This window comes from Planctomyces sp. SH-PL14 (genome assembly GCF_001610835.1).
Taxonomy (GTDB): Bacteria; Planctomycetota; Planctomycetia; order Planctomycetales; family Planctomycetaceae; genus Planctomyces_A.
This window is the reverse complement of sequence record NZ_CP011270.1, coordinates 6,862,223-6,885,415: the sequence shown is the minus strand read 5'-3', so window position 1 is coordinate 6,885,415 and position 23,193 is coordinate 6,862,223. Positions and strand designations below refer to the sequence as shown.

Sequence of the window (23,193 nt, the reverse complement as noted above, 5' to 3'; positions counted from 1 at the left end):
CGGCGATGAACCTTCCAATGCGCCGCTACATTCTCCTCTTCCATCACGAGTTCCTCCATGCCCTCCGGATCGCCCGCGCCAAGGCGGAACTCCAAGCGAGTCCAGTCCTCTCCCGACGCAGTCTTGCCCGGGGTCGACGACGCCGCCTCCATCGTCGCGAAGCTTCAGCGGCTCGGGACGCAAAAAACTCGCGACGGCATGAGCCGCTACGCGATTCCCTCGGACAAGGCGTTCGGCGTTCCCGTCGGGACGCTGAAGACGCTGGCGAAGAAGATCGGCCAGCATCACAACCTCGCTCTCGAACTGTGGGAGACCGGGTGGTACGAAGCCCGGATGCTCGCCTCGTTCGTCGATGATCCCGCCGCCGTCACCTCCGCCCAGATGGATCGCTGGTGCCGCGAGTTCGACAACTGGGCCATCTGCGACACGGTCTGCTTCGCCCTGTTCGACCGCACACCGCACGCCTGGACCAAGGTGGAGCTGTGGTCCACCCGGCGGGCCGAGTTCAGCCGGCGGGGGGCCTTCGCCCTGCTGTGGGGTTTGACGGTCCACGACAAGTCGGCCGACGACGGGCCGTTCCTCCGGGGACTGGACCTGATCGAGAGCGCCGCCGAAGATGAGCGGCACTTCGTCCAGAAGGGAATCAACATGGCACTGCGGGCGGTCGGGAAGCGCAATCCCACACTCCACGCTGCGGCTGTGGAGACCGCAACGCGGTTGTCGGACTCCCCCCACGACGGAGCGCGATTGATCGGCACGGACGCACTTCGCGAGCTGAACAGCTCCGCGGTCCGGAAGCGGCTGGCCGGTCGCGGTTGAACACGATTGCCATCGGGCCCCACGGGCGCTGGTTCCCCGATTCCCGAGTCGCGCCCACCCGTCGTGACGATCCGCCCAGTTCCACACCCTGAGAGACTCCTTTGAATCCCCTGCCCTCGCGAATTCCTCACCCGCTTCGCGACATCGTGCTGCTCTTGGCCGTGACCACTCCCTCGCTGCACGGCTGCAGCGCCGAGTCCCCGACGGGCGCGGCCGCCTCCGGAACCTCCACCGAGGCCAAGGCCGTCCTGCCGGCGGAGAACACCACGGCTTCCGCTCCGTCGCCTGCTCCCAAGACTTCGGCTCCCGTCGCAACCGAGTTGGCCCAGGCTCCGGCCGCTGGCAAACCTTCGCCCCCCGCCGCTGCCCCGCCCAAAGCCGCCCCCGAGTCGACGCCGGAGCAGATCGCCAAGTGGGGGTTCGCCGACAAAGTCGCCGGACCGCTGCAACTGCTCGCCTGTTACGACGGTTTCTCGGACGGCCTCGTGCAGTGCATGGCGATCGCTCCCGATGGAAAACAGCTCGCCCTCGGAGGGGCCCGGCTGACGCTCTGGAACCCGGCGGAATCGAAGCCGACGGCCGACCTGCTGGCGAACTTCACGGACAAGGATGTCGAACGCCCGATCCTCTGCGTCGGCATCTCTCCCGATGGGAAGTGGCTGGCGGCTGGCGACACCAAAGGCAAACTCCGGATCTGGAACCGGAGCGACGAGAGCGTGGCGGCCCTTATTCCCGCCCACGAAGGACGCGTGACGCAGCTTGCCTTCTCGCCCGACTCGAAGACCCTGGCGACGACGAGCTATTCGGGCGAGGTCCGCCTCTGGTCCCTGCCGGAGGGGAAGAAGCTCAAAAGCCTCAAAGCCGACAAACAGGAGGTTCACGGCCTCGTGTTCGTCTCCGACACACTGCTGGCGACCGCCGGCAGCGAAGCGGTGGTGTGGAACATCGAGACCGGCGAAAAGTCCGCTCCCCTGACAACCGGCCGCCTGATCGGCCCGGCGCTCGGCCTCTCCGGAGACCGCCGCTGGCTGGCGTTCGCCGACACGGACGCCAAGACGAAGCTGTGGGATGTCGAGAAGCAGGCGGTCGCTCCGGCGGTTCTCCACACCGGCGCGAACCTCATCGAGTTTTCGCCCGACGGAAAGTGGATCGCCACCGTCGGACAGAGCGAGATCCGGATCTGGAAGGGAGCAACACAGGCCCTCGAGCAGATCCTCGACACCGACGGGGGCCAGCCCACGGGCCTCGGATGGCTCCCCGGCAACGACGTCCTCGTCGTCGCCACACAGGGGGGACGACTTCGCCTGTGGGGACGGCCCGAGGCGGCCGCCACCCTCGGAATCACGCCGGTTCCGCAACCCACGCTCCGCCGGACCGCGGCCGCGGCGAAGCGGTCCGAGTCCTCCGCGCAGTTCGAGCAGGTCTTCGACGTCCGCTCGTTCCCGCGACTGCCGGACGCGGTCCCGGCCAGCGAATACGGCGGATCCGGCACCTACACCACGACGGCCGCGCAGGCGGAGATCGAACAGTTCTATCGCTACTCGCTCGGAAAAACGGGATGGAAAGAGGCCGCCGAGCCCGACCCCGCCCGGCCCGGTTTGAATTTCCAGAAGGAGGGATGCGCCCTCAACGTCTCGGTCTCGGCCGCGTACCCGGTGCCGGGGGTGCCGCAGCGCGCCGGCGAGCAGCAGGTCGTTTTGAGCTTCTCCGGAAACTACGACGCCCGCTGGCTGCCGAAGATCCTGCCGAGCGACTCCCCGAACACGTTCAGCGGCCTCTCGTTCACGATGTCCCGCACGAAAGCATCGATCACCGATGTCGAGGTGGCCCTGCTGAAGCAGTTCCACGAGGCGGGCTGGACGCCGTATTCGCGTCTCGCCACGTCGTGAACGTCTCGAACAAATCGCTCCCGATTCCGCCGGACGCGAGCTGGATCGAGTTCGACAACTCGACCGACCTCAAGATGGTCGCCACGACCAACATGACTCTTCCGGAGACGGCGGCGTTCTTCGACGCCGAGATGCCGCAGGAGGGATGGATCGCGCGGGAGGCGGGGCGAAAGATCGACGAGAAGCGGGGCTGGCTCCCCTACATCCGCGGACAGCGGGATGTCCAGATCCGGCTCGTCGCGCTCCCGGAAAAGGAGGGGGAGCCCGGCCGGGGAACACGGATTCTCGTTGGCGACGAGCGGACTTCGTGGCAACTGGCCCCCGCGGCGAAAGCGCCGAAGGACCAGGCGGGGATCGAAGCGGCCGACTTCACGCTCCCGAAGGGAGCGAGCGCGATCAAATTCGATTCCGACCAGAAGCAGATCGAGTTTGAGCTGGCTGACTCGGCTCCTCCCAAGGTGGGCGAGCAGTTCGTCAAGCAGATGGAAGAGCTCGGCTGGAAGCGCGACGGCGCAGGAGTTCAGGCCGACGACTACGTCTTCCTCACCTACGAGATGGGGAAGGCGGAGATTCAGCTTCGCGCCCGGGCGGACGGAAAGAAGTCGTCGGTCATCGTGAGCGGCGACGGCCTGCTCTGGACGAAACCGCTCCCGACAGCCCCGGTGCGGATCTCCTACGAGACGTGGATGCGCCGCAACCGCAAAACCGCCTCGCTGGAGCATCTCGACGAGTTCGCGGCGGAGATGCGGAAGATCCCGGCGGACAGCGGCCGCACTCCGTGAGCGGGCGGCCGCTGGACGAACTGCCGCGGCGTTCCAGCTTCGGTGCTCAATTCGATGGAGTTCCCCATGCCGTCGTTTTGCCGGACGTTGCTCATCGCGCTGCTCGCGGGACTTGCAGCGGCATCGGCCGCGGTCCCGGCCGAGCCGTCGGCGGGGCGGGATCTGCATGTCGACCCGGTCGAGGGGAACGATGCCGGGGACGGCCTGCAGAAGCCGGTCCGGACGATCGGCCGGGCGATCCGGCTGGCGCAGCCGGGGGACACGATCCATCTGCGCCCCGTGGAGTATCGCGACCAGGCGACGTTCCTCGACAAGTCCGGCGCGCCGGGACGGCCGATCACCCTCGACGGCCATGGGGCGACGCTCAACGGTTGCGATCCCCTCGACGCGGCGGCGTGGACGGAGGTCTCGCCCGGGCTGTACCGCCACGACAACCTCTTGTCGTTGACCGACGCGATCATCGGCCGCTGGTTCTTTCTCCAGAACGGCAAACCGAACCGGATGGAGCGGTGCTCGAAAGGCCCCAGCCAGCCGCTGAAGGCTCCGGAGGCGCTGCAGCCGGGAGAGTGGACGTTCGTCAAAAATGAGGAGCGGACGAAGGCCGCGCGGCCGGGCTACATCTATGGGACGTTCTGGATCCGGACGGCGGAGGGGCAGTCACTGGCGGAGGCCGGGATCGAGGCGCCGCTCCGGATGGCGGGGGTCTCGATGCATGGGACCTGTTCGCATCTCGTCATCCGGAACGTGACTTCGATCCATCCCTACAACGACGGATTCAACCTTTCGAACTGCCGGGACGTCACGCTCGAGAACATCCGGGCGATCGACTGCGGCGACGATGGGATTAGCGCCCACGGCGAATGCGACTACACCGTCACAGGCTTCGCTTCGATCGGCAACGCGACGGGGATCTGCGACACGGGACACAGCCGCACGAGCTACCGCCGCGTCCTGATCCGGGACTGCATCGGCTTCGACCTGTATTTCCTGGACACGGGCACCTACTCCGTTCAGGACGCGCTCTTGATCTCCTCGGCCGCGAAGTCTGTGTATCTCTCGGGACGGGAGACGCCGGCGGAACCGTGCCGGCTGACACTCGAGAATGTCCTGATCCGGCGGGAGAAGACGGAGAATGAGATCCGGGTCTCGACGAACTGCGAGTTGACCGCGCGGCGGACGACGTTCCTCGGTCTCGACCTGCAGGCGACCGGCGGCGCGGTTCGCTTGGATCGCTGCCTCCTGGGAGGTGACGTTCCGGTTCGGGTCCCCGCCTCTGCCACGCCACGAAAGCCAAGGCTGCACCTGTGGCCGGAGGCGGTCTGGAGCGGCCGGCACAACCTGTATGAGCTTGAGTCGGTCCGCGTGGGCCAGGCGACTCTCTCTGGGGAGCGGCTGTCGGAGTTTCCGCGACTCGTCCGGGAGGAGATCGACTCGCGGTTGCAGAAGGGCGAATCGGTGCCCGGGGATATCGGGGCGGATCTGCAAAGTCTGGCGGGTCTGGAGTCGATGGAACGAGATCCCTGAACCACAGCGGCCCGGACGCGAAGGGAGGTGGAGCGAACGACTCCGCTTCTCATGCAAGCCGCCTTCGTCCCGTCCCTTTCATCGGCCGAGGCGGCGTCCGCTCGTCACGGGCCCCGCTTCCGCAGCAGCGCTCGCAGTTCCAGCGGATAGTCGGTCAGGATGCCGTCGACTCCCGCTTCCGCGGCCTGCTGCCAGTTGTCCGGAAGTTGACCGGCAACCGTGACGCCGGCGATGAAGGCCCGCTTCTTCGCCGCCTCGACCGCTTTCATCTGTTTCGGGGAGGGAAGGAACCGGAGGTAGACCCAGTCGGCGCTTTCGTCAGTGAGCGCCGCCGGAAACTCCTCGGGCGTATTGGCCAGGGCGGCCGTGTGAGCGGCCGGCGAGACCCGTCGGATCCCCTGCCGGACTCGCGGGTCGGAGATCGTCTTCCCGATGAAGATCAGCCGGGGAAGCACTTTGTGCTTCTCAGCCAGCCTCGCGACTTCCTCTTCCACACCGGCCGCCTTGAGGTCGACCGCGACGAGGACTTCGTGCCGGCTGTACTCGGCGACGAGGGCCAGGACTTCCTCGATGGTCGGGACTGTCTCGCCGGCAAAGCGGGGATCGAACCAGCTCCCGGCGTCGAGACGGCGGAGTTCCTCCAGCGTCAGCTCGGCGATCTTCCCGGTGCCGTTCGTCGTGCGGTTCACGGTGTCGTCGTGAAGGCAGACGAGGTGACCGTCCTTCGTCCGCTCGACATCGAACTCGAATCCCAGCCTCAGTTCGAGACAGGCCCGGAAGTTGGAGAGCGTGTTCTCCGGGGCGTGCTGGAGGAGGCCGCGATGGGCGACGACGAGGGGTTGCCCCGCGGAGGCGATCCCGGCGAGGCACAGGCTCAAGGCCAGCAGGCGGGCGAGGACGGGCATCCTGGTCTCCCTTGGGGACGAGGCGATAGTAGGCTGTTGTCCCGGTCCTCACTGAGCCGGGACGCGGATCGTCACGACGATGCGGTCTCTTTGTCCCGCGACTCGAGCGCCCTCGCAAGGGGACAGTCGTTCTCGATCGCTTCGCCGCGGCGATAGCGCTGGAGCAGTTCCTTCGATCGCTGGGCCAGCAGGCGGCGGACTTCGCGGCGTTTCCCCTTCACCCGGGGGATTACCATGTTGTCGTAGCCGGTCGTCTGGTGCCGCATCCAGGCGATGACGGCCGCTTCGGCCCGCCGCTCGACCGGGATCCGCTGCGTGCGGGCGACGGTTCCCGAACCGACCGGCGTGGCATGGGTGGTCACTGCCCGGGCCAGACGATCGGCAAGTTCGGCATACCGGCGATGGAACGCCAGAAAGGCCACGACCGCGCCGTGGAACTCACCGACGTAGTCATCCTGCTGGCGCTCCCGGCGGCGGGCGTCCGCTTCCTTCTTCCTGGCGAAGGCGGGGGTCGCGCGTTCCGTCGCGAGGTCCCCCTGGATCTGTTCAATCGTGGCGGCCGGCGCCCAGAGGCCACGGGAGAAGACCCGGCGGCCTTTCTTTTCCTGAACGATCCAGTGCTCGCCGGCCGCTTTGACGCGGCGGGTCAGCGCGGCGTCTCCCGGCGGGAGGAGAACCCACCCCTTGGGAACCGCGACAATTCGCCCATCGGTCGCGCGAACGGTGTCGGGCTGGGGGCCAGGCGCGAAAATCGACTCACTCATGTCTTTGCAACGTCCGGTCTCGTCGACATCACGGAGGCGACCTTGGGATCGGCTCCTGCTGGACTGCGGACGTTAGGAAACCGGCTTCGATTCGGCTACACGGCGTTTCGGTGCGAGAGTGGGATTCGCCCCGTTGCGAATCGTCCTCGATCGGCTCGATCGCTCGGCATGCTGCCCGAGAAAAGAAACATCCCCCGCACGGCCGGAGAGGGCCGGGCGGGGGAACAAGCCCGCCGAAAAGAACTTACTGGCCCGGCTCGAAGCTGCTGAGCTTCCCTTCGATGGCGCCGACGATGCGGAGCGTGTTGTCCACGCCGCCGCAGCGGATGGTGAAAGCCACCAGGGGATCCGCCGCCAGCTTCTGGACGGCCTTGGTCACATTCTGGAGTCCGCCCATCTTGAGGGCGAGCAGCATGACCTGCTGTTCCATCTGCTGTTCCCGATCGACTGTCGAGGCGACCGGCTTCTTGACGGTCCGGCTCTTGAATTCGAACAGGTGATGGCAGTTGGGACACTCCTTGGTGACCGGTCCCTTGACGTAACCCTCACATTGAGGGCACTTCTTCCAACCGGCTCCCATCGGATCCTTGGAATACCCTTCGATTGCAGGTGCCTTAGCCATGCTGTCCTTTCTGGAGTGGATACGGTCGAAAACGACCGGACCGTATCTCTATCGCTGGCTAAGGTCAAAGCATCGGCTTATTTGCTCGAAATCAAGCCGTTTGGAATGGGCCCGATTGGGCGATGAGGGGCCAAATGCGGCAAAGCGCTGGCCTGTCGTCAAAGTCGAGACGATGGGACGGCGAAAGCCATCCTTTCCGGAGACCGCGTGGCAGCGTCACGCCTCTTGGATAATGTCCTTGCCGGCACGACACGGCATGCTCAAACCCAACGTGCGACGGCAGCCGGGGGTCAAGGGGGTCCCACCCCCTTGCCGCCGGAGGCGCTTCCATGAGGAACCGCGGTAAGCAACGGATGTCCCCTTTGTCGGACCGGCGTTGAGGACTCCCCCATACCACGCCGCTCGCTTTGCAACCCCCGCGGATTGGTGAGGGGGCATCCGACACGTTGTCCGCGCCTGGACACTCACTCCTTCAGATATCTCTCGACGGCCAGGCCTCCGGCGGGCAAAGGGGCGTTGCCCCTCTGCACTCCCCACCAGGGTGCCCCTGGACCCGGTTCAACACAGAAGAAATGCGGACCACTCTCCAGCGAACGCACGCTCCCCTCAGTCTCGGTGCCCGGTGTTGCGCACTCACGGCTGCATCCCGGCAAGCACCGCCTGCAACCGGTCCAGGTTCTGCTCGTTGGCGGTCCAACACAGCGGCCGCATCCGCTCCGCCATCTCCGGGCTTTCAAACTCCTGGTCCCAAGCCAGATGCGTCTCGCCGCCCCGCGCCGCCAGAGTCACGGTCAGCCGGAACCGCGGCTCGACGACGTGCTCGATGACGATCCGGGAATCGGGCTCAATCTCCCGGAAGACGCTCTCATTAGGATAGTTCGCGCCGTTCGGAGCGTGCATCACAAACCGCCACGTCCCGCCAGGCCGAAACTCAAACTGCTCGAACGTATTGGTAAACCCGGCCGGCCCCCACCACCGCGCCAGGCAGCCGGGATCCTCGAACGCACCAAAGATCGCCCGCGGGCTGGCGGAGAACACCCGCTCGTTGCTCAGGGTCGCATTCGGATTCGAAACGGAAGACATCGAAACCTCTTTCCAGGATCGCGTCACAAGGAGTGTTCTCGCCCCACCGGGGACATCGTTGCGAAAAGGACTACTTCTTCTTTCGAATCACCACATGGGTCGCGGTGGGCGTCGCCTTGTGCTCGGCACACTCATAGCCAAGGTCGATCAGGTCGATCCCAGCGAGCAGCGGTTCTCCCGAACCGAGAAGAACCGGCGAAATGGCGAGGTTCATCTCGTCAATCAAACGCTCGCGAAGGTACTGCTGGATCGTCGAGGCCCCCCCGCCGATCCGGACGTCCTGGCTGCCGGCTGCCTCCCGCGCGCGTCGCAGGGCTTCGTGAATCCCATCGGTCACGAAATGGAACACCGTCCCCCCTTCCATTTCGATCGGAGCCCGCGGGTGATGCGTGAGCACAAAGACCGGGCAGTGGTACGGCGGGTTGTCCCCCCACCATCCCTTCCAGGACTCGTCGGGCCAGGGGCCGCGGACCGGGCCGAACATATTCCGGCCCAGGATCCACGCCCCGATGTTTTTGAACCCGCGGGCGGCAATGTCGTCGTTGACCCCCGTCTCCCCGTCGTCCTTCTTCATCACCTGCCGCTGAAACGTCCGTGTTCCAACGAACCAGCCGTGGAGCGATTCGCCACCGACTCCGAGCGGCTCGGTGAGACTCTGTTTCGGCCCGGCTCCGAAGCCGTCCAGCGAGATCGTGAAACTCTCGACGCGGACTAGAGACATGACGTGTTCCCTCGACGGAGGATTGGTGGACGGAAGGCGGCCGGTTTCGACCAGCGGGCTCGCTGACTATCCCTCTTTGGCGATCCGGGCCGTGCGTTCGGCAATCAGTTGATGGAGCGTTTCATCGGCCGGCCGGATCTCGAACGGGCCCATCTTGACCCCGGGATGCTTCGACATCAGCGCGATGGCGTGGTTCAGGTCGCGGGCTTCCAGAAACAGGATGCCGCCGAGCGTTTCCTTGGTCTCCACGAACGGCCCGTCCGTGACTTCGACCTCGCCCCCCTTCGCCCGGAGGGTGACCGCGTTGCGGGCGGAGTCGAGAGCCTCTCCCCCCAGGAAGTGGCCCCCCCGCCGCAGGACGTCGTCGTAGGCAAAGCACTCCTCCATCATCCGCTGCGCCTCTTCCGGCGGAATGGCGGCAAACTTCGACTCGTCAATGAATCCGAGGCAGACGTATTTCATGGGATTTCTCGTTCGATCACGGCTGTTCAGGGAGGTCCCGGCCAGGACGTCGGCCGAGCTTTCACCCAGTAGTCGAATGGCCCGGGCGGCAAATCGACACTCCCGATAGAATTTTTTCGACGAGCGATGACGCTACCGGCTCACCTCCCGGATTCGGCCTGCCAGAAACCGCTTTTCCGGCTCGGAGCGGGCCAGTTCCAGGGCCCGCTCGAACGCCGTCCGAGCCGCGGGTCCCCTGCCCGCCCGCCGGAGCAGTTCGCCCCGGGCGGAGTGGGCCAGCGGATACTGGCTAAGGTCGCCCCGGCCCAGGATGCGGTCGATGAGTTCCAGCCCCGCCTCCGGACCGTCCCGCATCGCGACCGCGACGGCGCGGTTGAGTTCGACGACGGGCGACGCATCGATCCGCTGCAGGACGGTGTACAGGACGACGATCTGGTTCCAGTCGGTCTGGGGGGGCGTGGCCGCCTCGGCGTGGATGGCGGAGATGGCGGCCTGGAGGGTGTAGGCCCCGAACCGCCGCGACCGGAGAGCCTGTTCGACGAGGGTCGTCCCCTCGGAGATCATCCCGGCGTTCCAGCGGGAGCGGTCCTGGTCTTCCAGCAGAACGATCTCCCCCTCCCGGGAGACACGGGCTTCCCGGCGCGACTCGTGAAGCAGCATCAGGGCCAGGAGCCCCTGGACTTCCGGATCGGGAAGCAGGTCGAGCAGCAGACGGCCAAGCCGAATCGCCTCAGCGGTGAGGTCGACCCGCGTCAGCGACTCCCCCTGCGAGGCGGCGTAGCCTTCGTTGAAGACGAGATAGATCGCGGACAGGACAGCGTCGAGCCGTTCGGGCAGGTCCCGCAGCGACGGCACCGCATAGGGGATCTCGGCCTCGCGGATCCGCGCTTTGCCGCGGACGATCCGCTGGGCCATCGTCGCCTTGGAGGTCAGGAAGGCGTGAGCGATCTCTTCGGTCGTCAGCCCGCAGACCTCACGGAGCGTGAGCGGCACCTGCAGTCGGGGATCGATCGCAGGGTGGCAGCAGGTGAAGATCAGCCGCAGCCGATCGTCCTCGATCTCCACGGCGGCCCGGGTCGCGTTCTCGTCGGCCACGTCATCCAGCCGCGCGGCGATCTCCGGCTGAAGCTCCCGCAACCGCCCCTGCCTGCGAAGCGAATCGATCGCCTTGAACCGCCCCGTGGAAACCAGCCACGCACTCGGATTGGCCGGAACTCCGTCCCGCGGCCAGACCTCGATCGCGACGGCGAACGCCTCGTGCATGGCGTCGTCCGCGAGATCGAAATCATTCAGCACGCGAACGAGCGAAGCGAAGACGCGGCGCGACTCGGAGCGGTAGAGGTCGTCGATCCGGATGCGGATCGTTGCCGCGATGTCGGAGCTCATGCCGTTCTCCGGGCCGACGATGGCTCGCTCCCTCAGGACTTCGGCATCGTGAGCAGTTCGATCGTCCCTCCGTGCTTCACGACGGGGTGCTGATCGAGAAGCCTTAGCAGTGGCTCCAGAATCTCCGAATCGAATCGCATGTAGCCGCCCACGGTTTGCGATGTGTCGGCGACCGGCTTGTTCCCGATCGTTTGCCCCGATCCGATCTCGCTCCCCCCTTTGAAGAGGCCAGTCTTCACGGCGACTTCAATGAAATGCTCCCACTCGGCAGAGGTCGGCGGGGTGTCGGCATTCTTGTGAATCAGCGCGATGTACTGCATGGGCTGACCAGGGATTCGGAACGAAGGAAGGACAGGGAACGATTGATGACCAAGCCCTCCGGGGTGGGGCGATTCCCACCCCATGGGCCGGTGAAACGGGGCTCAAGCGTATATCGGCGCCCGCTGGTCACCGCTTCACCCACTGGACGGCGTCGATCACCACGTAGCCGTCGGAGTCGGCGTTCGAGATTGTCACCACCGCAGGGGCGTCCGCCTTGAAGTCGTAGGTTCCGAGCGACACGAACGCAGCGTCCTCGGCCGGTTCCTTCCTCTGATCGACGTGGACCGTCTTCTTTCCGCCCGCGCTCTCGACCTCCACGGCGACCTTGGAGGAGCGGTTCGCGTTCGGCGGGGAGGCGAGGAGGACTTCATAGCGGCCCGCCTCCGGCAGCTTGGCGGTGAAGCGGGCGGCGGCTTTGCCATCCTTCGCGGCCCCGTCGTGGCGATAGCCGTCGCCGACGTACTTCGACGAGGCGCGGCTCACTTGCCAGTCCCCCGTGAGCTGGGCGTCCTCATCGTCGACAACGACGCCGGAGAGGGTCTTGAGGTCGATGCTCCCCTTGGCGGCCTGCTTCGCGGGGGTGGCGTATTCGAGCACCTGGCCGTCTTCGAGGAGCTTCTTCTGCAGGACCGAATAGGCGACGTTCTGCACGGGTTGATTGGCGTCGATCGCGAGGGCCGCGGCCGTGGCCCCGCTCTGGCCCAGGATCATGAACACCGGCTCCATCCGGATGCTGCCGAAGGCGATGTGCGAGCTGCTGACGCAGACCGTGACGACGAGGTTGTCACACTGGCCGCGTTTCGGGAGGAGCGACCCGTAGGCGATGGCGTACGGCGAGATCCCGACGCCGATGTCCCCCTCGTTCTGGACATAGCCTTCGGGCGTGATGTACCGCTGCACGTTGTGCGAGTCGATCGTGTAGCTTCCCATCCCGACCGAGTCCGGCGTCGGCTTCTTCTTCGTCAGCTCGTTCTCCGTCATCACGAACTGGCCGATCATCCGGCGGGCTTCCCGCACGTAGATCTGGTGCGGCCAGTTCCCGTTGTCCTGGAACTCGTCCTTCGGCAGGCCCCACTTCTGCATCGCCTCACGGACCTCAACCGGGACGCGGGGATCGTTCGCCACGAAGTACAGCCAGCCCTGCTGATACTGGCAGTGCTCGTCGAGGATCTTCTGCCGCTGCTCGTAGCTCGCCTCGGGGTAGTCGTAGTTCATCCCGATGTTGTCGGTGCTGAACGGACCGTGGTTGTTCGTGTCGGTCTTGTGGTTCGGAATCGGGTCGAACTTCTCGAAGGTCTCCCGCCAGCCTGCCTCGTACACCCGGACCAAGAGCTCATACTGCTTGGGGTCGTAGCCTTCCGGCTTCGGGAACGGGATGCGGTTCTCGGCGTGGTCCGTAGCGCAGTAGCGGTAGCAGTAGGCCTGCACTCGCTTGTCCCCTGCGCCGTACTCCCCCGGCGGGGCGGTGCTGATCCGCGGGAGGACGCCCGAAGTCTTGTCACCGGGAACGACGTACGGGCTGATCGGCGTCTTGACCGCGCCGAAGTGGTGGCGATGGTGGAGCACGCCGACCTGGACGCCGTTCCACTTCTCGCCGTAGACGGAGTTGGCTTCGCGGCCGACGTGGTAGTCGACGCCGGCAGCGGCCAGGAGATCCCCTTCGTAGGTGGCGTCGATGAACATCTTTCCGGTGTAGGTCTTGCCGGAGAGCATCGTGATGCTGGTGATGCGGCTCCCCGCCCTCTTCACGCCGGCGGCGCGGTCGAGCCATTCGTCGCGGTGGACGGGGATCTGGAACTCCTTGACGTAGTCCTCGAAGACCTGCTCGGCGACGTGCGGCTCGAAGATCCACATGGTGCGGTTCTCACCGTCGATCGCGGGGGTCCCCTGTCCCTTGTTGCCGTACTCCGACTGCTTCTGCCAGCGCCAGGTTTCGGGTTTCTGGTACGCCTTCCAGACCCGGTGGTAGAAATCGCGGGAAAGGCCGCCGATGACTCCCTTGTTTCCCGTGTCGGTGAAACCGAGGCCGCCGCTGGAGAGGCCGCCAAGGTGGCGGTCGGGTCCGACGACGATGACCGACTTCCCCATCTTCTTGGCCTGGACCGCCGCGATGACTCCGGAAGAGGTGCCGCCGTAAACGATGAGGTCCGCCTCGAAGTTGTCGGCAGCCGGGAGGGAGGACGAGGTGCCCAGGAGGAGCAGGAGGGCGATGGGGATGAGGGCTTTGGCGTGAAGCAAACGGAACATGCGGCGCTCTCGGTTGGCCGTTGTCCGCGGCAGGCGGACGACAACGGGATCAGTTTGTGGGACCGATCGGGAGAGCGTAGCAAGTTGGCCGGGCCGGCGTCCCGCCGGTGCCAGGGGTGTTCGGACACCGTGGCCGGCCGACGGGTCGTCCCGGCCAGGACCTGCTGACGTGCGATCCGCAGACGACTGGCACGGAGCACGCGGTCCGCGGCGACTCACTTCGCTGCGGACCGAGACCGTGCCAAGAGGGACCGTCGGGGAACCGAGGGGTTGCAAGCCCTTCCCCCCGTCCAGACCCGCCACGGCCGGCCGGGGACTTCGCGTCGCTCAGCCCCCGGCCGCACCGCTGCAGTCGCCCGCCGAGTTGCGGATATCGACCGGACACGCTGCGTCCGGCCTACGGCACGGAATAGATGTTGTCCGGGCTGTTGCTGTGGACGGGGGTATTGCTGAGGAACACTGTTGTTGCATGCTCGTCGATGCCGCCGCCGTGCACCCCCGCGACGTTGTAGCGGATCTCGGAATCGTAGAGCGATACGGAGGTTCCTGCTCCCGTGGCCCGGAGACCGCCCCCTTCCTGATGGGCTTCGTTGTTCTCGATCAGGCTGTCATAGAAGACCGCCGTGCAGGTGGCGCCCGTGGGGGCTCCAAACTCCAGAGCGCCGCCGCTCGGGCCTTCGTTAAAGACGAACGTGCAGGTGTCGAACTCCATCGTCACGGTGAGCCCCGTCGCATAAGGGACGCAGTGGACCGCCCCCCCTTCGGCCCCTGTGTTGCCGTCGAACGTGGTGTTGGAACAGTAGATGTCGCCGTCGCTGTTCCAGATCGCTCCCCCGCCGCCCGCCTGGTTGTCCGTGAACGTGGTCCCGTCGATCTCGATCAGACCGCTGTTTCCCGATCCGTCGTTGGAGTTGTAGACCGTTCCGCCGTACCCGACGTTGTCGTGGAAGTCGGAGGAAAGGATCTCGACGTAGCCGCCGCGGTTGGAGATCGCGGAACCGTAGTACGTGGTTTCGCGGCAGTTGTTGAACTCCGTTCCGCTCACGTAGAGGTTGCCCCAGTTGCGGACGCCTCCCGAGGTGCTCGGCTTTCCCTTCGAGTTGATGAAGACGCAGTCGGTGATCGTTGCCGTTCCAAGGTTCTCGATGCCGCCGGACGATCCTCCGAACGGGACGTTGCTCGATCCGTAGAGCGTGCAGGTATCGAGCGTCAGCGTGCCGCTGTTGTAGATCGTGTCGCCGATGACGTTGGCCCCCATCGACTTCTGCGCCTTCAGATAGACCCCCTGCACGACGAGCTCGGCGCCGGAATGGACATGAAAGATGCGGTCGCTGGTCCAGACCTCGTACACCTGGATCGTGGGATTCGTCCCCGAGCCGACGATGGTAAGCTTGGTCCCCGACTCGAGGATGTCCAGATCTCCGCTGGCGTTGGCGTCTTCTCCGCTCCCGGACGGAGAGGTCTGGTTGAGGATCAGCGTCCCAGTGATCGTGATTGTGCTGTCGACGCCGTCCGAGTTGGCCGAATTGATGGCCGTCCGCAGGGCTGCGCCGGTTGACGCCGTATAACTTTGAGCGTGAACCGTTTGAACGCCCGCGAGAAACAATCCACAAACAACGGCGCAAGTGAATACCCGATAGATAGCAGTCATTACACAACTCCTTAAGTGGATGGAATGAGCGCGAACTTCTCCACCTCCAGGGAGACATCCGCTCCATTCATCGAAGACGATGCATGGGCGGCGGAACCTGGAGTTCCGGAGGTCTTGAGGAGAGAAAGGCTTGCCGGCAGAACTCAGGCAAGCGGGCCACGAAGCGAGAACGAAGAGATTTGCAGGTGATGGGCCGGCGAATCGTCTGAGGTGGCGGCGGCCCGCGCACACACGGCTCACGAATGTGTGAGCGCATCACTCGGCCATGACCGTCTGCTCGAAAATCCATGAGCGCTAGAATCCTGGGAGGCGGTGGGCCGACGCTACCGCTCGGAAATCAGCGAGTCAACGAAAATGTGATGACCACCCTCATGGAATGTTAACAGCTCGGATGCACAGGCCTCCTTAACCTCTCTAATGAATGCAATTTCTGTTCAACGTGCTGATCTCGACAATTTATTTTCTATCGACTCACCCTCTAGCAACTCCGTATTAACCCGGAGCATGATGCCTTGTCGCATCATGCTGACCCTCGCATTGTCTTTGCAATTCCCTTCCCAACCAGCCCCTTTGTCACGTGCGACAGAAAGTGAGCATCGGGCTCTGGACCACTGCAGAACGTCGACGGCCGGACGTGGCAGTCATCGCCCGTCAGACAAGCTCCGCGAGCGGCTTGCCGTGGGAGAGGATCGAGATCGGGCGGCCGGCGCCGTTGGGGAACTGGCGCTCCGGGTCGATCCCGATCTGGCGGTAGACCGTTGCCAGGATGTCCGCCGGAGAGACCGCACGGTCGATCGGGAATTCCCCCTTGCGGTTCGTGGCGCCGATCACCCGGCCGGGCTGGAGGCCGCCGCCCGCGATCAGGACCGACATCGCCTGCGGCCAGTGGTCCCGGCCTTGCGAATTGTTGATCCGCGGCGTGCGGCCGAACTCACCCCAGAGCAGGACGAGCGTGGTCTCGAGCAGGCCCTGTTCCTGGAGGTCTTCGAGGAGCGTGGCGACGGCGCGGTCCATCGGCGGAGCGTTCTCCTTCATCCCCGATGTGACTGTTCCCCCCGCGTTGCCGTGATGGTCCCAGGATCCCATGCGGATGGAGACAAAGCCGGCCCCTGCTTGGACGAACCGCCGCGACAGGAGGGCCATCTTGGAGAAGGCGTGGTCGCCGTAGCGTTCGAGGATCGAGGCGGGTTCCTTCCGGATATCGAACGCGTCGTGGGCCCGGGTGCTGCTGAGCATCTCGTAAGCCTGCTGCTCGAGGTCGTCCATGCCGTCCATGACGAGCTGCGTTTCGCCGGTCCGCTGGAGGTGGTCGAAGGATCGCTTCAGCGAGCGGCGGTCATCGAGACGGGTCAGCTTGATCGTCGGGTAGACGCCGACACGCAGGACATCCCGCCGCGAACGGCGGTCACACAGCCGCGATGAGCCGGAGCCGAATACGTTCCACATCGCCGACCTCGAGCGCGCACAGAGCAACGGAGGGACCCGTTCGCATCAACAGCCGCCTATATTATCGGCGGTCGCGATTCGATGACAACAGAGTCCCTGGCCAACACCTGCCCGACGCTTGCCCCCAAAACGTCGCAGGCCCTGCGGAGAGCGCAGGGCCTGCGTGAATTGATCGAGGCCCTGCCCTCGCTCAGTACTCGCCGAGGCGCTGGCCGTCGTTTCGCGCTCCAAGCTGCTGCCATGTCGGACGGGCGATGTTCTCCGAGACGGCGCGGATCGCGCCGTCCATGAAGAGGACGTTCACGAGGCCGACGTGGTAGCTGCGGGCGGTGACCGCCGCGTAGATCGGCTTGCCAGCGCAGGCCGCTCCCTTTTCGCGGCAGGAGATGAAGTCGCCATCGACCGGCGTCGACGAGATCAACGTGACCGTGTTGGGGGTGAAGGTGGTCGTGAAGCCCGCCTCGTGGACCTTGCCGTCGACCCACTCCGTGTGGCCGTTGGCGCTCAGCGTTCCCGCCGTGTAGGACGAGATCGAGTCCGGGATCGTGTCGGTCCCTTCCTGTCCGTTGCCGATGTTCGGCGTATAAGCCTTGACCTCGGAGAAGCCGAGCGTGTTGCTCATCCCGTCCGTGAAGTCCTTGCTCGAGAAATTGCTGTTCGGAGCGAAGGCGCCGTTCCCCGCCGTGCCGCCGGCGTTAAGGTCGGCGGCGTGGGTGAACATCTTCCAGGTGCCGCCGTTGAAGGCGTAGTTCGGCGGGAAGTGGTTCGGAGGGCCGATGCGGGGAATCGACTTCACCTCGCTGGGGCAGACGTAGACCGGAACCCGCTTCTCGCTGATCAGGTTGCTGACGTTCGGTTCCGCGGAGTAGCTGACGGACAGGTCCGCCTTGAGGAAGGTGGCGGTCTGTTCCATGTACGGGAGCAGGCGGGCGTGGATCGACCAGCCGCCCCCCGGTCCGAGGCCGATGCAGTGGCTCGGCGGGAAGATCGTGTAGGTCTCGGCGTAGCTGTGGAGGCCGATGCCGATCTGCTTAAGGTTGTTGAGGCATCCGGTGCGGCGGGCGGCTTCGCGGGCCTGCTGGACGGCCGGGAGGAGGATGGCGACAAGGACCGCGATGATGGCGATGACGACCAGCAGTTCGATCAGGGTGAAGCCGTGGCGGGCGCGAAGCGGGGAACGCAGCATGGGGTGGGCCTCTTCAGGTGAGTGGCGGAACCTCACTGAGACTGAATCTCATTCCGCGCGACGATGTATAGGCGACTTTCAGCCCGCGCCAACGTGTCCGGAGCGTTCCTTACGGAGATGACATTTTGAACATTACGACCGCGCCGGTGGCGAATCCCTGGCCGTTCACATAATCCCGCCGTGGCGACCGGACCAAAAGGATGCCCGTAATCGTTTTACCAGCAGCCACTTATGGCGCGCACTGCCATGACGGGCCGGGCGAATCTGAAGCGACCGATGGCCGCCCAATCTCGCGCCGCGCCGACGGTCCCCTTCCCCAGGCCGCGCCCGCTGACGCCACGTTCGAGACGTCGACGCGAGATGGGGATCGGGCCCCGGAAGCGTCACCTTCGTGAGACGGTCGCTTCCAGAAGTCTCATCCCGGACGCCGTCCGAGACGGGAGCCCCCGGCCGATGTGGCCCCTCTCGAAGCGGATTGTGGCTCGCCAGGCTGTGGAACAGCGAACTCCATCCGGAGGGCCGGTATCCGAGTGTCGTGCTATCATCGGACGACACGAGGGCCTGAACTCTCCGGCGATCCTTGGGTTCTCCGAGACCTCCGATGAAGTCCGAACTGACAAGTTCGAACGGCGTCCGCCTGATCCGGGTGCCCGCGGGCTCGTTTGTCATGGGAAGCCCAGGCGACGAGGTTGGACACGCCCCCTGGGAGCGACAGCGCGAGGTCACGCTCCCCAGTGAGTTCTATCTCGGCGCGACGCCGGTGACGCGGAGACAGTACGAGCAGGTCATCACCTCTCCGAAGTACGCTGGCTGCTCTTGGACGGAAGAACGCTCCGAGAACGATGCGGCGGCCGGGGACGCTCCCGTCGACTCGGTCGGCTGGCGCGGGGCGACCGAATTCTGCACCCGGCTCACCCGGATCGACCGAGATGCCGGCCTTCTCAGCCAGGACTGCGAGTATCGGCTCCCGACCGAAACAGAATGGGAATATGCGTGCCGGGCCGGGACATCGGGGCCCGCGTACGGCCCGCTCGATTCCATTGCCTGGCATCTCGGGAACTCGAGCGATCGCCCGCATCCGGTCGGCCAGAAGGCCCCCAATCCCTGGGGATTCCATGACATGCTGGGGAATGTCTGGGAATTGTGCCAGGACTGGTATTCGGAGAAGAGGCAGCTGCGGGCCGGCCGCGGCGGCAGCTACTTCAACACCCGGAGGAGCTGCCGCGCGGCGGCCCGTTCCTTCTACGCGTGGGGCGGCCGCTACAGCGGCTTTCGCCTCGCCGCCGCTCCGGTCCGACCGTTCGAGTTATGCCCTCCGATCGAAGACTACCCTGCCCCGTCGGCACGACCTTCACTGTGGGACGCGTTCGAAGCGAGGGATTTCGCTCTGGCGGAGCGGATCGTGGCGGACGATTCCGACCAGCTGGAAGGGGTCGACTGGGTTCCCCCCACGTTGCACGCCTGCATCTACGGAGACCTGCCCGAAGCCCTCGAGTGGGTGCTCGACCACGGCGCCAATATCGAACGGCGCGAGCAGGACTATGGCGCAACACCGCTCACAACCGCCGTCGTCCATCGCCACAAGAAGATCGTCCGGACTCTTGTGGCCCGCGGCGCCGACACGACCGGCGTAATGGACGTTGCACTCCGCGGTTTGGCCGGCGGCTTCGAAGATCTCCCCCCTCCCGAGGCCTATCGGGAGATCGTCGAACTCCTTCAGGAGCTGGGCGTCAATTAGCGTTCCAGCGAGTCATGTCGAGTGCAGGCCGAACCTGCGTCTTTATCCAATGCAGGGCGCATTGGCATGTCCATTACCTGGCTTGACTCAAACGGAGACATCATGCACGAACAGGACCTCCCCATCGATTTCGTTCAGTCCCTACCCCAGGGAACTGAGGCCGTCGCCCGCCAGTGGTGGAATTCGCTCGGGCCAGCCGACCGAGCCACCATCGCCGACCTGTGGGACAGCCGCCTCGAAGTCTCGTTCTTTGCTCCTCAGTCTGACGACGCCGGTTCGCTCGACGCCTGGGATCAGATCCCCGCGGTCCAGGGAGGATGCTTCGTCCCTTCCGACGACGATGGCCGCGGCGAATGGATGGAAGGTTACTTCGAACACCTCCTCCAGCATCCCGAACTCGTCATTGCTTACGATCCAACCCAGCGGGCGTTTCACTTCGGCTGCACCGCCGAATCCCAGGCTCGGGCCTGCATTACCGCGGGGAAGGTTCCCGGTGGGTTCCGCTGCCCAGCCCAGTCAGCGACCTGCCCCTTCGAAGCGCTTCGCGGCGCAATTCTGAGAAAGCGGGCATAGCCGCGGCGGGAGGCCTGCTCGCAGCTTGGGGCCAGCTGTGATTGGAGGTTCCTTCTTCGATGAGCATTGCTGGTCAGAGCAACAGCAATGGCACCGGGCGCGACGGACGCCATACCCGATGTCCTGCCCCGACGGTCAGCCGGCGAGGGCGTACACCGCTCGAGTGAGCGTGCCGGCGGACCAGAAGGCGCCCGCCATTCCCACCAGTTGCAGCAGGCGCGAAAGGAGTCGGGGGAATCGCTCGGGGAGGTAGCAGACCGCCACGATGACCATGATCGCGTGCAGCAACGCCACGAGCATGCCGATCCGCATCCAGACCCCCGGGAGCCTTCCGGCGGACGCGGACAGATCGCTGTATCGGACGGCCAGCAGGACAGCCCCCGTCCAGACGGCGACCACGCCAAGCGGTACGGGATGAACGGAGCGCATGACATCCTCGCGGCAGCGGTCGAGACCGGTCGAACCCTCTGAAACCGTAGCTCGCGGCCGAACGAGAGCATCGACGATCGACATCGAGGCTCACCCGGCCGGCTCCGATCGTACGATCTGCGACGGTTGTCGCGGCCCCCCGGACCGAAGGGGGGGGCGGCGAGGCCCACCGCGACCCGGAGCTACGACCACGGCATTGAGTGCAGAGCCAGGGGCCTGCCCTCGCTCCCTTGATCTCCGGGGGCCCCGAATGGCAACAATGCGGTCGCGCGGCCCCCCTCTCTCGATCCCGGAAGACGCCCATGTCTGCGTGGCAGCTCACTCTCGCTGTGACTGGTCTCCTCACAACCCTCTCAGCGTCGGCCTGGGGGGACCTGCCGCCGATTGAACTCATCGCTCAGGTGGAGAAGAACGAAGCGCTCTATCGAAATCTGGAGACGATCGTCGACTCGCACTATGTGACGGCTCCTGACAAGGAGATGCTGTCCGATACCGAGACCATGGACACGAAGCATCGGCTGTATTTCATCCGACAGGGCGAGAGATACCGCGTCGACCAGTCTGAGGAGAGCGTGCTGATCGATGGTTCGGCCTCGGCCTCCTCGACCATCCGGGCCTTTGACGGTTCGCAAGTCGTCACGCGGCAGAAGGACGGGAGCGTGACCGTTTCCGATACTCCCAAGCTGGCCAATTTCTATCCGCACCAGATGTGGGTCAGGGGAGTGCCGTTCGTTCCCCCGCTGTCGGTCTGGCTCTCCGGCGACGACGCGGTCACGAAATTTACCGGCTGGGATCATCACGTCCGGGGATATCGGAACGAAATCCAGTCTCTCGGAACCGATGACGTTGACGGCCTGACATGCCACAAGGTCCGGCGGGATCGGATCGACTTGAAGAGCGGGAAACCGGCGCTGGCGGAACTGCTGTGGCTCGCGGAGGACCGCAACTATCTTCCGATCCGGGTCTACCACTACCGTTACAGTTGGTCTCTGGACGTGCCGATTTCGCAGACCTCGGTGGAGGAGTTTCGCGAACTCTCGCCAGGGGTGTGGTTCCCCGCCCGGATGACCCACACCAAGTACGGCCCGCTGGACAGCAAGGGCCTTGTCGAACGGCAATGGCAGTGGCGGGCGACGATCACGATCGCGTCCGTGAACATCGCTCCCGGTTTTCCGGTCGAGCACTTCTCCGAGAAGGGGGTGCGCTCCGCGCCCAAACCGTCTCCGGCCAAGGAGGTGGCTCAGGATCCATCAAAGGAGCCACCACAGGACGCGACTCGAGAACAGCCGCGGTGATGGGAACCGGAAGACGGCGGCACTGGCGGCCGCTTTGGGCTGGTCGTGATTGGAGATCTGCCGGCGGGTCTGTTGTGATGGACGGAGACGGACGGTCGATTCAGAAACGGGGGGCGCGACCTCAGGGACCGGATGAAGTCGCCCGAGGGCGTCCGCCGCCTGATCGACATTCGCGCTTCGTCGTGGGTAGGATCGAGACGGGGCGGGTTGCTCCTCTCAACCCCGGCCGCCGTTCGCATGCGGTCGAGCGAGGAGAGAGGCCCGCCGAATCCGCTTGTTCCGTTCGTTCCCGGTTCCGTGGAGTTCGGAGATGCCCACTTCTTCCTGGCGGCTTGGGGCGGTCCTGTTCGTGATGACGCTGTGGGCCGCCGCTCCGCTCTGGGGCGCGGATCTGTCAGCCGTTGAAAAGACGATCGGGAAGCAGCCGGCTTATCGGGGCAAGCCGCGATACTGCCTCATGGCGTTCGGGCCGGAGGCGAAGACCAAGGTCTGGATGGTGGAAGACGGACGGACGCTGTACCTCGACCGCAATGCGAACGGGGACCTGACCGACGACGGGCCGCCGCTCCCACTCCAGAGAGCGTCCTCGGGGACCTGGCACGAGTACCTCCTGAACGAGATCCGGCCGGAGGCGGGCCCTGCACAGACGGAGTTCTGCCTCAAGCGCTGGAACTACGGCGAGAAGGAAGACAGCTATGGGCTGTCAGTGAACATTCACGATGCCGCCCCTTCCGCGGAAGCCGCCGGAGCCCGCCTTCAGGTCCGGGACGAGGGGATCAAGATGTACGCCGGCTGGTTCGGCACGCTGTGGGCCGACTCGCCGGCGGAGGCCTCCATCCTGCATTTCGGCGGGTCACTCGAACCGCGTCTGCTCCGGAACAAAGACTTCGTCATCAACGCCGGCATCGACCGGCTGAGCGTCTGCTTCATGACCCCGGGCCACGGAGAGGCCGGCCCGACGCGTCTTGGGGAAACCGTGCTTCCCGTTTCGCCCCCGATGCGCGTGCGGATCGAATGGCCGGTCGCCGCCGGCTCCCCTGCCCTTGTGACAACCCATGAACTGAACGAACACTGCTGCTACTGGGAGTATTACAACTCGGAGTTCCGCGTGCCGCAGGACAAGGGGGTCGTCGAAGGGATGGCCAAGGTCACGGTCGAGCTCCCAAAGGGACAATTCCCGCTCCCCCTCCGGACGAACAGGATCGACGTGCAGGTGCGGCTGACGGCGCCGTCAGGTTCGTCGGCGAAGTAGGCCGGGACTGACACTGGTTCTATGGCCCGTCGATAGGGCTACCGTTGCGGGTCCGTCGTGGTTCGCGATTCAGAAACGGGGGGACGCTTCTGCGGGTG

21 protein-coding genes are annotated in these 23,193 nt (G+C 65.3%); 8 read left to right on the top strand and 13 right to left on the bottom strand.

Features of this window, described 5'->3' with window-relative positions; translation table 11 throughout:
- Positions 1–57: 57 nt before the first annotated feature.
- The 4 genes from VT03_RS26395 (at position 58) to VT03_RS26380 (ending at position 5,014) form a co-directional block, all read left to right on the top strand.
- Positions 58–819 carry a DNA alkylation repair protein gene (locus VT03_RS26395; RefSeq protein WP_082846554.1) on the top strand — a complete coding sequence of 254 codons (762 nt, stop codon included), beginning with the start codon at positions 58–60 and terminating at the stop codon, positions 817–819.
- Between the two features lie 101 nt (positions 820–920).
- Complete coding sequence (locus VT03_RS26390) at positions 921–2,708, top strand: WD40 repeat domain-containing protein (protein WP_075095775.1); 1,788 nt, start codon at positions 921–923, stop codon at positions 2,706–2,708.
- A complete protein-coding gene (locus VT03_RS26385; protein ID WP_075095774.1) occupies positions 2,705–3,490 on the top strand; it encodes a hypothetical protein in 786 nt (261 codons plus the stop codon). The genes VT03_RS26390 and VT03_RS26385 overlap by 4 nt, the downstream gene beginning before the upstream one ends.
- A gap of 66 nt (positions 3,491–3,556) precedes the next feature.
- On the top strand, positions 3,557–5,014 hold the full coding sequence (locus VT03_RS26380) for a right-handed parallel beta-helix repeat-containing protein (protein ID WP_156514770.1): 1,458 nt from the start codon (positions 3,557–3,559) through the stop codon (positions 5,012–5,014).
- Positions 5,015–5,118: 104 nt separating this feature from the next.
- On the opposite strand, the gene VT03_RS26375 is transcribed toward VT03_RS26380, so the two are convergent.
- The 12 genes from VT03_RS26375 to VT03_RS26320 all read right to left on the bottom strand — a co-directional run bounded on the left by VT03_RS26375 (position 5,119) and on the right by VT03_RS26320 (position 17,808).
- Positions 5,119–5,919 carry a glycerophosphodiester phosphodiesterase gene (locus tag VT03_RS26375; RefSeq protein WP_075095772.1) on the bottom strand — a complete coding sequence of 267 codons (801 nt, stop codon included), beginning with the start codon at positions 5,917–5,919 and terminating at the stop codon, positions 5,119–5,121.
- Between the two features lie 71 nt (positions 5,920–5,990).
- A complete protein-coding gene (locus tag VT03_RS26370) occupies positions 5,991–6,683 on the bottom strand; it encodes a DUF2293 domain-containing protein (RefSeq protein WP_075095771.1) in 693 nt (230 codons plus the stop codon).
- Between the two features lie 244 nt (positions 6,684–6,927).
- The gene (locus tag VT03_RS26365) at positions 6,928–7,305 is read right to left on the bottom strand and encodes a hypothetical protein (RefSeq protein WP_156514769.1); all 378 of its coding nucleotides are present in this window, start codon (positions 7,303–7,305) and stop codon (positions 6,928–6,930) included.
- Between the two features lie 633 nt (positions 7,306–7,938).
- The gene (locus VT03_RS26360; RefSeq protein ID WP_075095769.1) at positions 7,939–8,388 is read right to left on the bottom strand and encodes an SRPBCC domain-containing protein; all 450 of its coding nucleotides are present in this window, start codon (positions 8,386–8,388) and stop codon (positions 7,939–7,941) included.
- A 70-nt stretch (positions 8,389–8,458) separates the two neighbouring features.
- Positions 8,459–9,109: a dihydrofolate reductase family protein gene (locus VT03_RS26355; protein ID WP_075095768.1), complete on the bottom strand. Its 651-nt coding sequence runs from the start codon at positions 9,107–9,109 to the stop codon at positions 8,459–8,461.
- A 66-nt stretch (positions 9,110–9,175) separates the two neighbouring features.
- Complete coding sequence (locus tag VT03_RS26350; protein ID WP_075095767.1) at positions 9,176–9,571, bottom strand: YciI family protein; 396 nt, start codon at positions 9,569–9,571, stop codon at positions 9,176–9,178.
- 132 nt (positions 9,572–9,703) lie between these two features.
- On the bottom strand, positions 9,704–10,957 hold the full coding sequence (locus tag VT03_RS26345) for an RNA polymerase sigma factor (protein WP_075095766.1): 1,254 nt from the start codon (positions 10,955–10,957) through the stop codon (positions 9,704–9,706).
- 32 nt (positions 10,958–10,989) lie between these two features.
- Positions 10,990–11,277 carry a hypothetical protein gene (locus VT03_RS26340; protein WP_075095765.1) on the bottom strand — a complete coding sequence of 96 codons (288 nt, stop codon included), beginning with the start codon at positions 11,275–11,277 and terminating at the stop codon, positions 10,990–10,992.
- 127 nt (positions 11,278–11,404) lie between these two features.
- Complete coding sequence (locus VT03_RS26335; protein WP_075095764.1) at positions 11,405–13,525, bottom strand: FAD-dependent oxidoreductase; 2,121 nt, start codon at positions 13,523–13,525, stop codon at positions 11,405–11,407.
- A 397-nt stretch (positions 13,526–13,922) separates the two neighbouring features.
- Complete coding sequence (locus tag VT03_RS26330) at positions 13,923–15,176, bottom strand: hypothetical protein (RefSeq protein WP_156514768.1); 1,254 nt, start codon at positions 15,174–15,176, stop codon at positions 13,923–13,925.
- A gap of 651 nt (positions 15,177–15,827) precedes the next feature.
- Positions 15,828–16,622, bottom strand: coding sequence for a DUF1501 domain-containing protein (locus VT03_RS26325; protein ID WP_075095762.1), 795 nt, complete (start codon positions 16,620–16,622; stop codon positions 15,828–15,830).
- Positions 16,623–16,812: 190 nt separating this feature from the next.
- The gene (locus tag VT03_RS26320; RefSeq protein ID WP_075095761.1) at positions 16,813–17,808 is read right to left on the bottom strand and encodes a DUF1559 domain-containing protein; all 996 of its coding nucleotides are present in this window, start codon (positions 17,806–17,808) and stop codon (positions 16,813–16,815) included.
- A gap of 601 nt (positions 17,809–18,409) precedes the next feature.
- Here VT03_RS26320 and VT03_RS26315 point away from each other — a divergent pair.
- Positions 18,410–19,546, top strand: a complete 1,137-nt coding sequence (locus VT03_RS26315; protein WP_075095760.1) for an SUMF1/EgtB/PvdO family nonheme iron enzyme — start codon at positions 18,410–18,412, stop codon at positions 19,544–19,546.
- 102 nt (positions 19,547–19,648) lie between these two features.
- Positions 19,649–20,119 carry a hypothetical protein gene (locus VT03_RS26310; protein WP_075095759.1) on the top strand — a complete coding sequence of 157 codons (471 nt, stop codon included), beginning with the start codon at positions 19,649–19,651 and terminating at the stop codon, positions 20,117–20,119.
- Between the two features lie 135 nt (positions 20,120–20,254).
- Here VT03_RS26310 and VT03_RS26305 read toward each other — a convergent pair whose 3' ends face one another.
- Positions 20,255–20,548, bottom strand: coding sequence for a hypothetical protein (locus tag VT03_RS26305; RefSeq protein WP_156514767.1), 294 nt, complete (start codon positions 20,546–20,548; stop codon positions 20,255–20,257).
- Between the two features lie 302 nt (positions 20,549–20,850).
- Between VT03_RS26305 and VT03_RS26300 the strand changes: the two genes are divergently transcribed.
- Together VT03_RS26300 and VT03_RS26295 are read left to right on the top strand one after the other, a co-directional pair.
- Positions 20,851–21,843, top strand: coding sequence for a hypothetical protein (locus VT03_RS26300; protein ID WP_075095757.1), 993 nt, complete (start codon positions 20,851–20,853; stop codon positions 21,841–21,843).
- 310 nt (positions 21,844–22,153) lie between these two features.
- A complete protein-coding gene (locus VT03_RS26295; protein WP_156514766.1) occupies positions 22,154–23,095 on the top strand; it encodes a hypothetical protein in 942 nt (313 codons plus the stop codon).
- Positions 23,096–23,193: the final 98 nt, after the last annotated feature.

Bases quoted from the DNA above. Each gene is read 5' to 3' on its own strand.
- VT03_RS26355 (WP_075095768.1), bottom strand. From the start codon at position 9,109: ATGTCTCTAGTCCGCGTCGAGAGTTTCACGATCTCGCTGGACGGCTTC.
- VT03_RS26325 (WP_075095762.1), bottom strand. From the start codon at position 16,622: ATGTGGAACGTATTCGGCTCCGGCTCATCGCGGCTGTGTGACCGCCGT.
- VT03_RS26310 (WP_075095759.1), top strand. From the start codon at position 19,649: ATGCACGAACAGGACCTCCCCATCGATTTCGTTCAGTCCCTACCCCAG.
- VT03_RS26360 (WP_075095769.1), bottom strand. From the start codon at position 8,388: ATGTCTTCCGTTTCGAATCCGAATGCGACCCTGAGCAACGAGCGGGTG.
- VT03_RS26340 (WP_075095765.1), bottom strand. From the start codon at position 11,277: ATGCAGTACATCGCGCTGATTCACAAGAATGCCGACACCCCGCCGACC.
- VT03_RS26345 (WP_075095766.1), bottom strand. From the start codon at position 10,957: ATGAGCTCCGACATCGCGGCAACGATCCGCATCCGGATCGACGACCTC.
- VT03_RS26335 (WP_075095764.1), bottom strand. From the start codon at position 13,525: ATGTTCCGTTTGCTTCACGCCAAAGCCCTCATCCCCATCGCCCTCCTG.
- VT03_RS26375 (WP_075095772.1), bottom strand. From the start codon at position 5,919: ATGCCCGTCCTCGCCCGCCTGCTGGCCTTGAGCCTGTGCCTCGCCGGG.
- VT03_RS26295 (WP_156514766.1), top strand. From the start codon at position 22,154: ATGCCCACTTCTTCCTGGCGGCTTGGGGCGGTCCTGTTCGTGATGACG.
- VT03_RS26350 (WP_075095767.1), bottom strand. From the start codon at position 9,571: ATGAAATACGTCTGCCTCGGATTCATTGACGAGTCGAAGTTTGCCGCC.
- VT03_RS26330 (WP_156514768.1), bottom strand. From the start codon at position 15,176: ATGACTGCTATCTATCGGGTATTCACTTGCGCCGTTGTTTGTGGATTG.
- VT03_RS26320 (WP_075095761.1), bottom strand. From the start codon at position 17,808: ATGCTGCGTTCCCCGCTTCGCGCCCGCCACGGCTTCACCCTGATCGAA.
- VT03_RS26305 (WP_156514767.1), bottom strand. From the start codon at position 20,548: ATGCGCTCCGTTCATCCCGTACCGCTTGGCGTGGTCGCCGTCTGGACG.
- VT03_RS26315 (WP_075095760.1), top strand. From the start codon at position 18,410: ATGAAGTCCGAACTGACAAGTTCGAACGGCGTCCGCCTGATCCGGGTG.
- VT03_RS26300 (WP_075095757.1), top strand. From the start codon at position 20,851: ATGTCTGCGTGGCAGCTCACTCTCGCTGTGACTGGTCTCCTCACAACC.
- VT03_RS26370 (WP_075095771.1), bottom strand. From the start codon at position 6,683: ATGAGTGAGTCGATTTTCGCGCCTGGCCCCCAGCCCGACACCGTTCGC.
- VT03_RS26395 (WP_082846554.1), top strand. From the start codon at position 58: ATGCCCTCCGGATCGCCCGCGCCAAGGCGGAACTCCAAGCGAGTCCAG.
- VT03_RS26365 (WP_156514769.1), bottom strand. From the start codon at position 7,305: ATGGCTAAGGCACCTGCAATCGAAGGGTATTCCAAGGATCCGATGGGA.
- VT03_RS26380 (WP_156514770.1), top strand. From the start codon at position 3,557: ATGCCGTCGTTTTGCCGGACGTTGCTCATCGCGCTGCTCGCGGGACTT.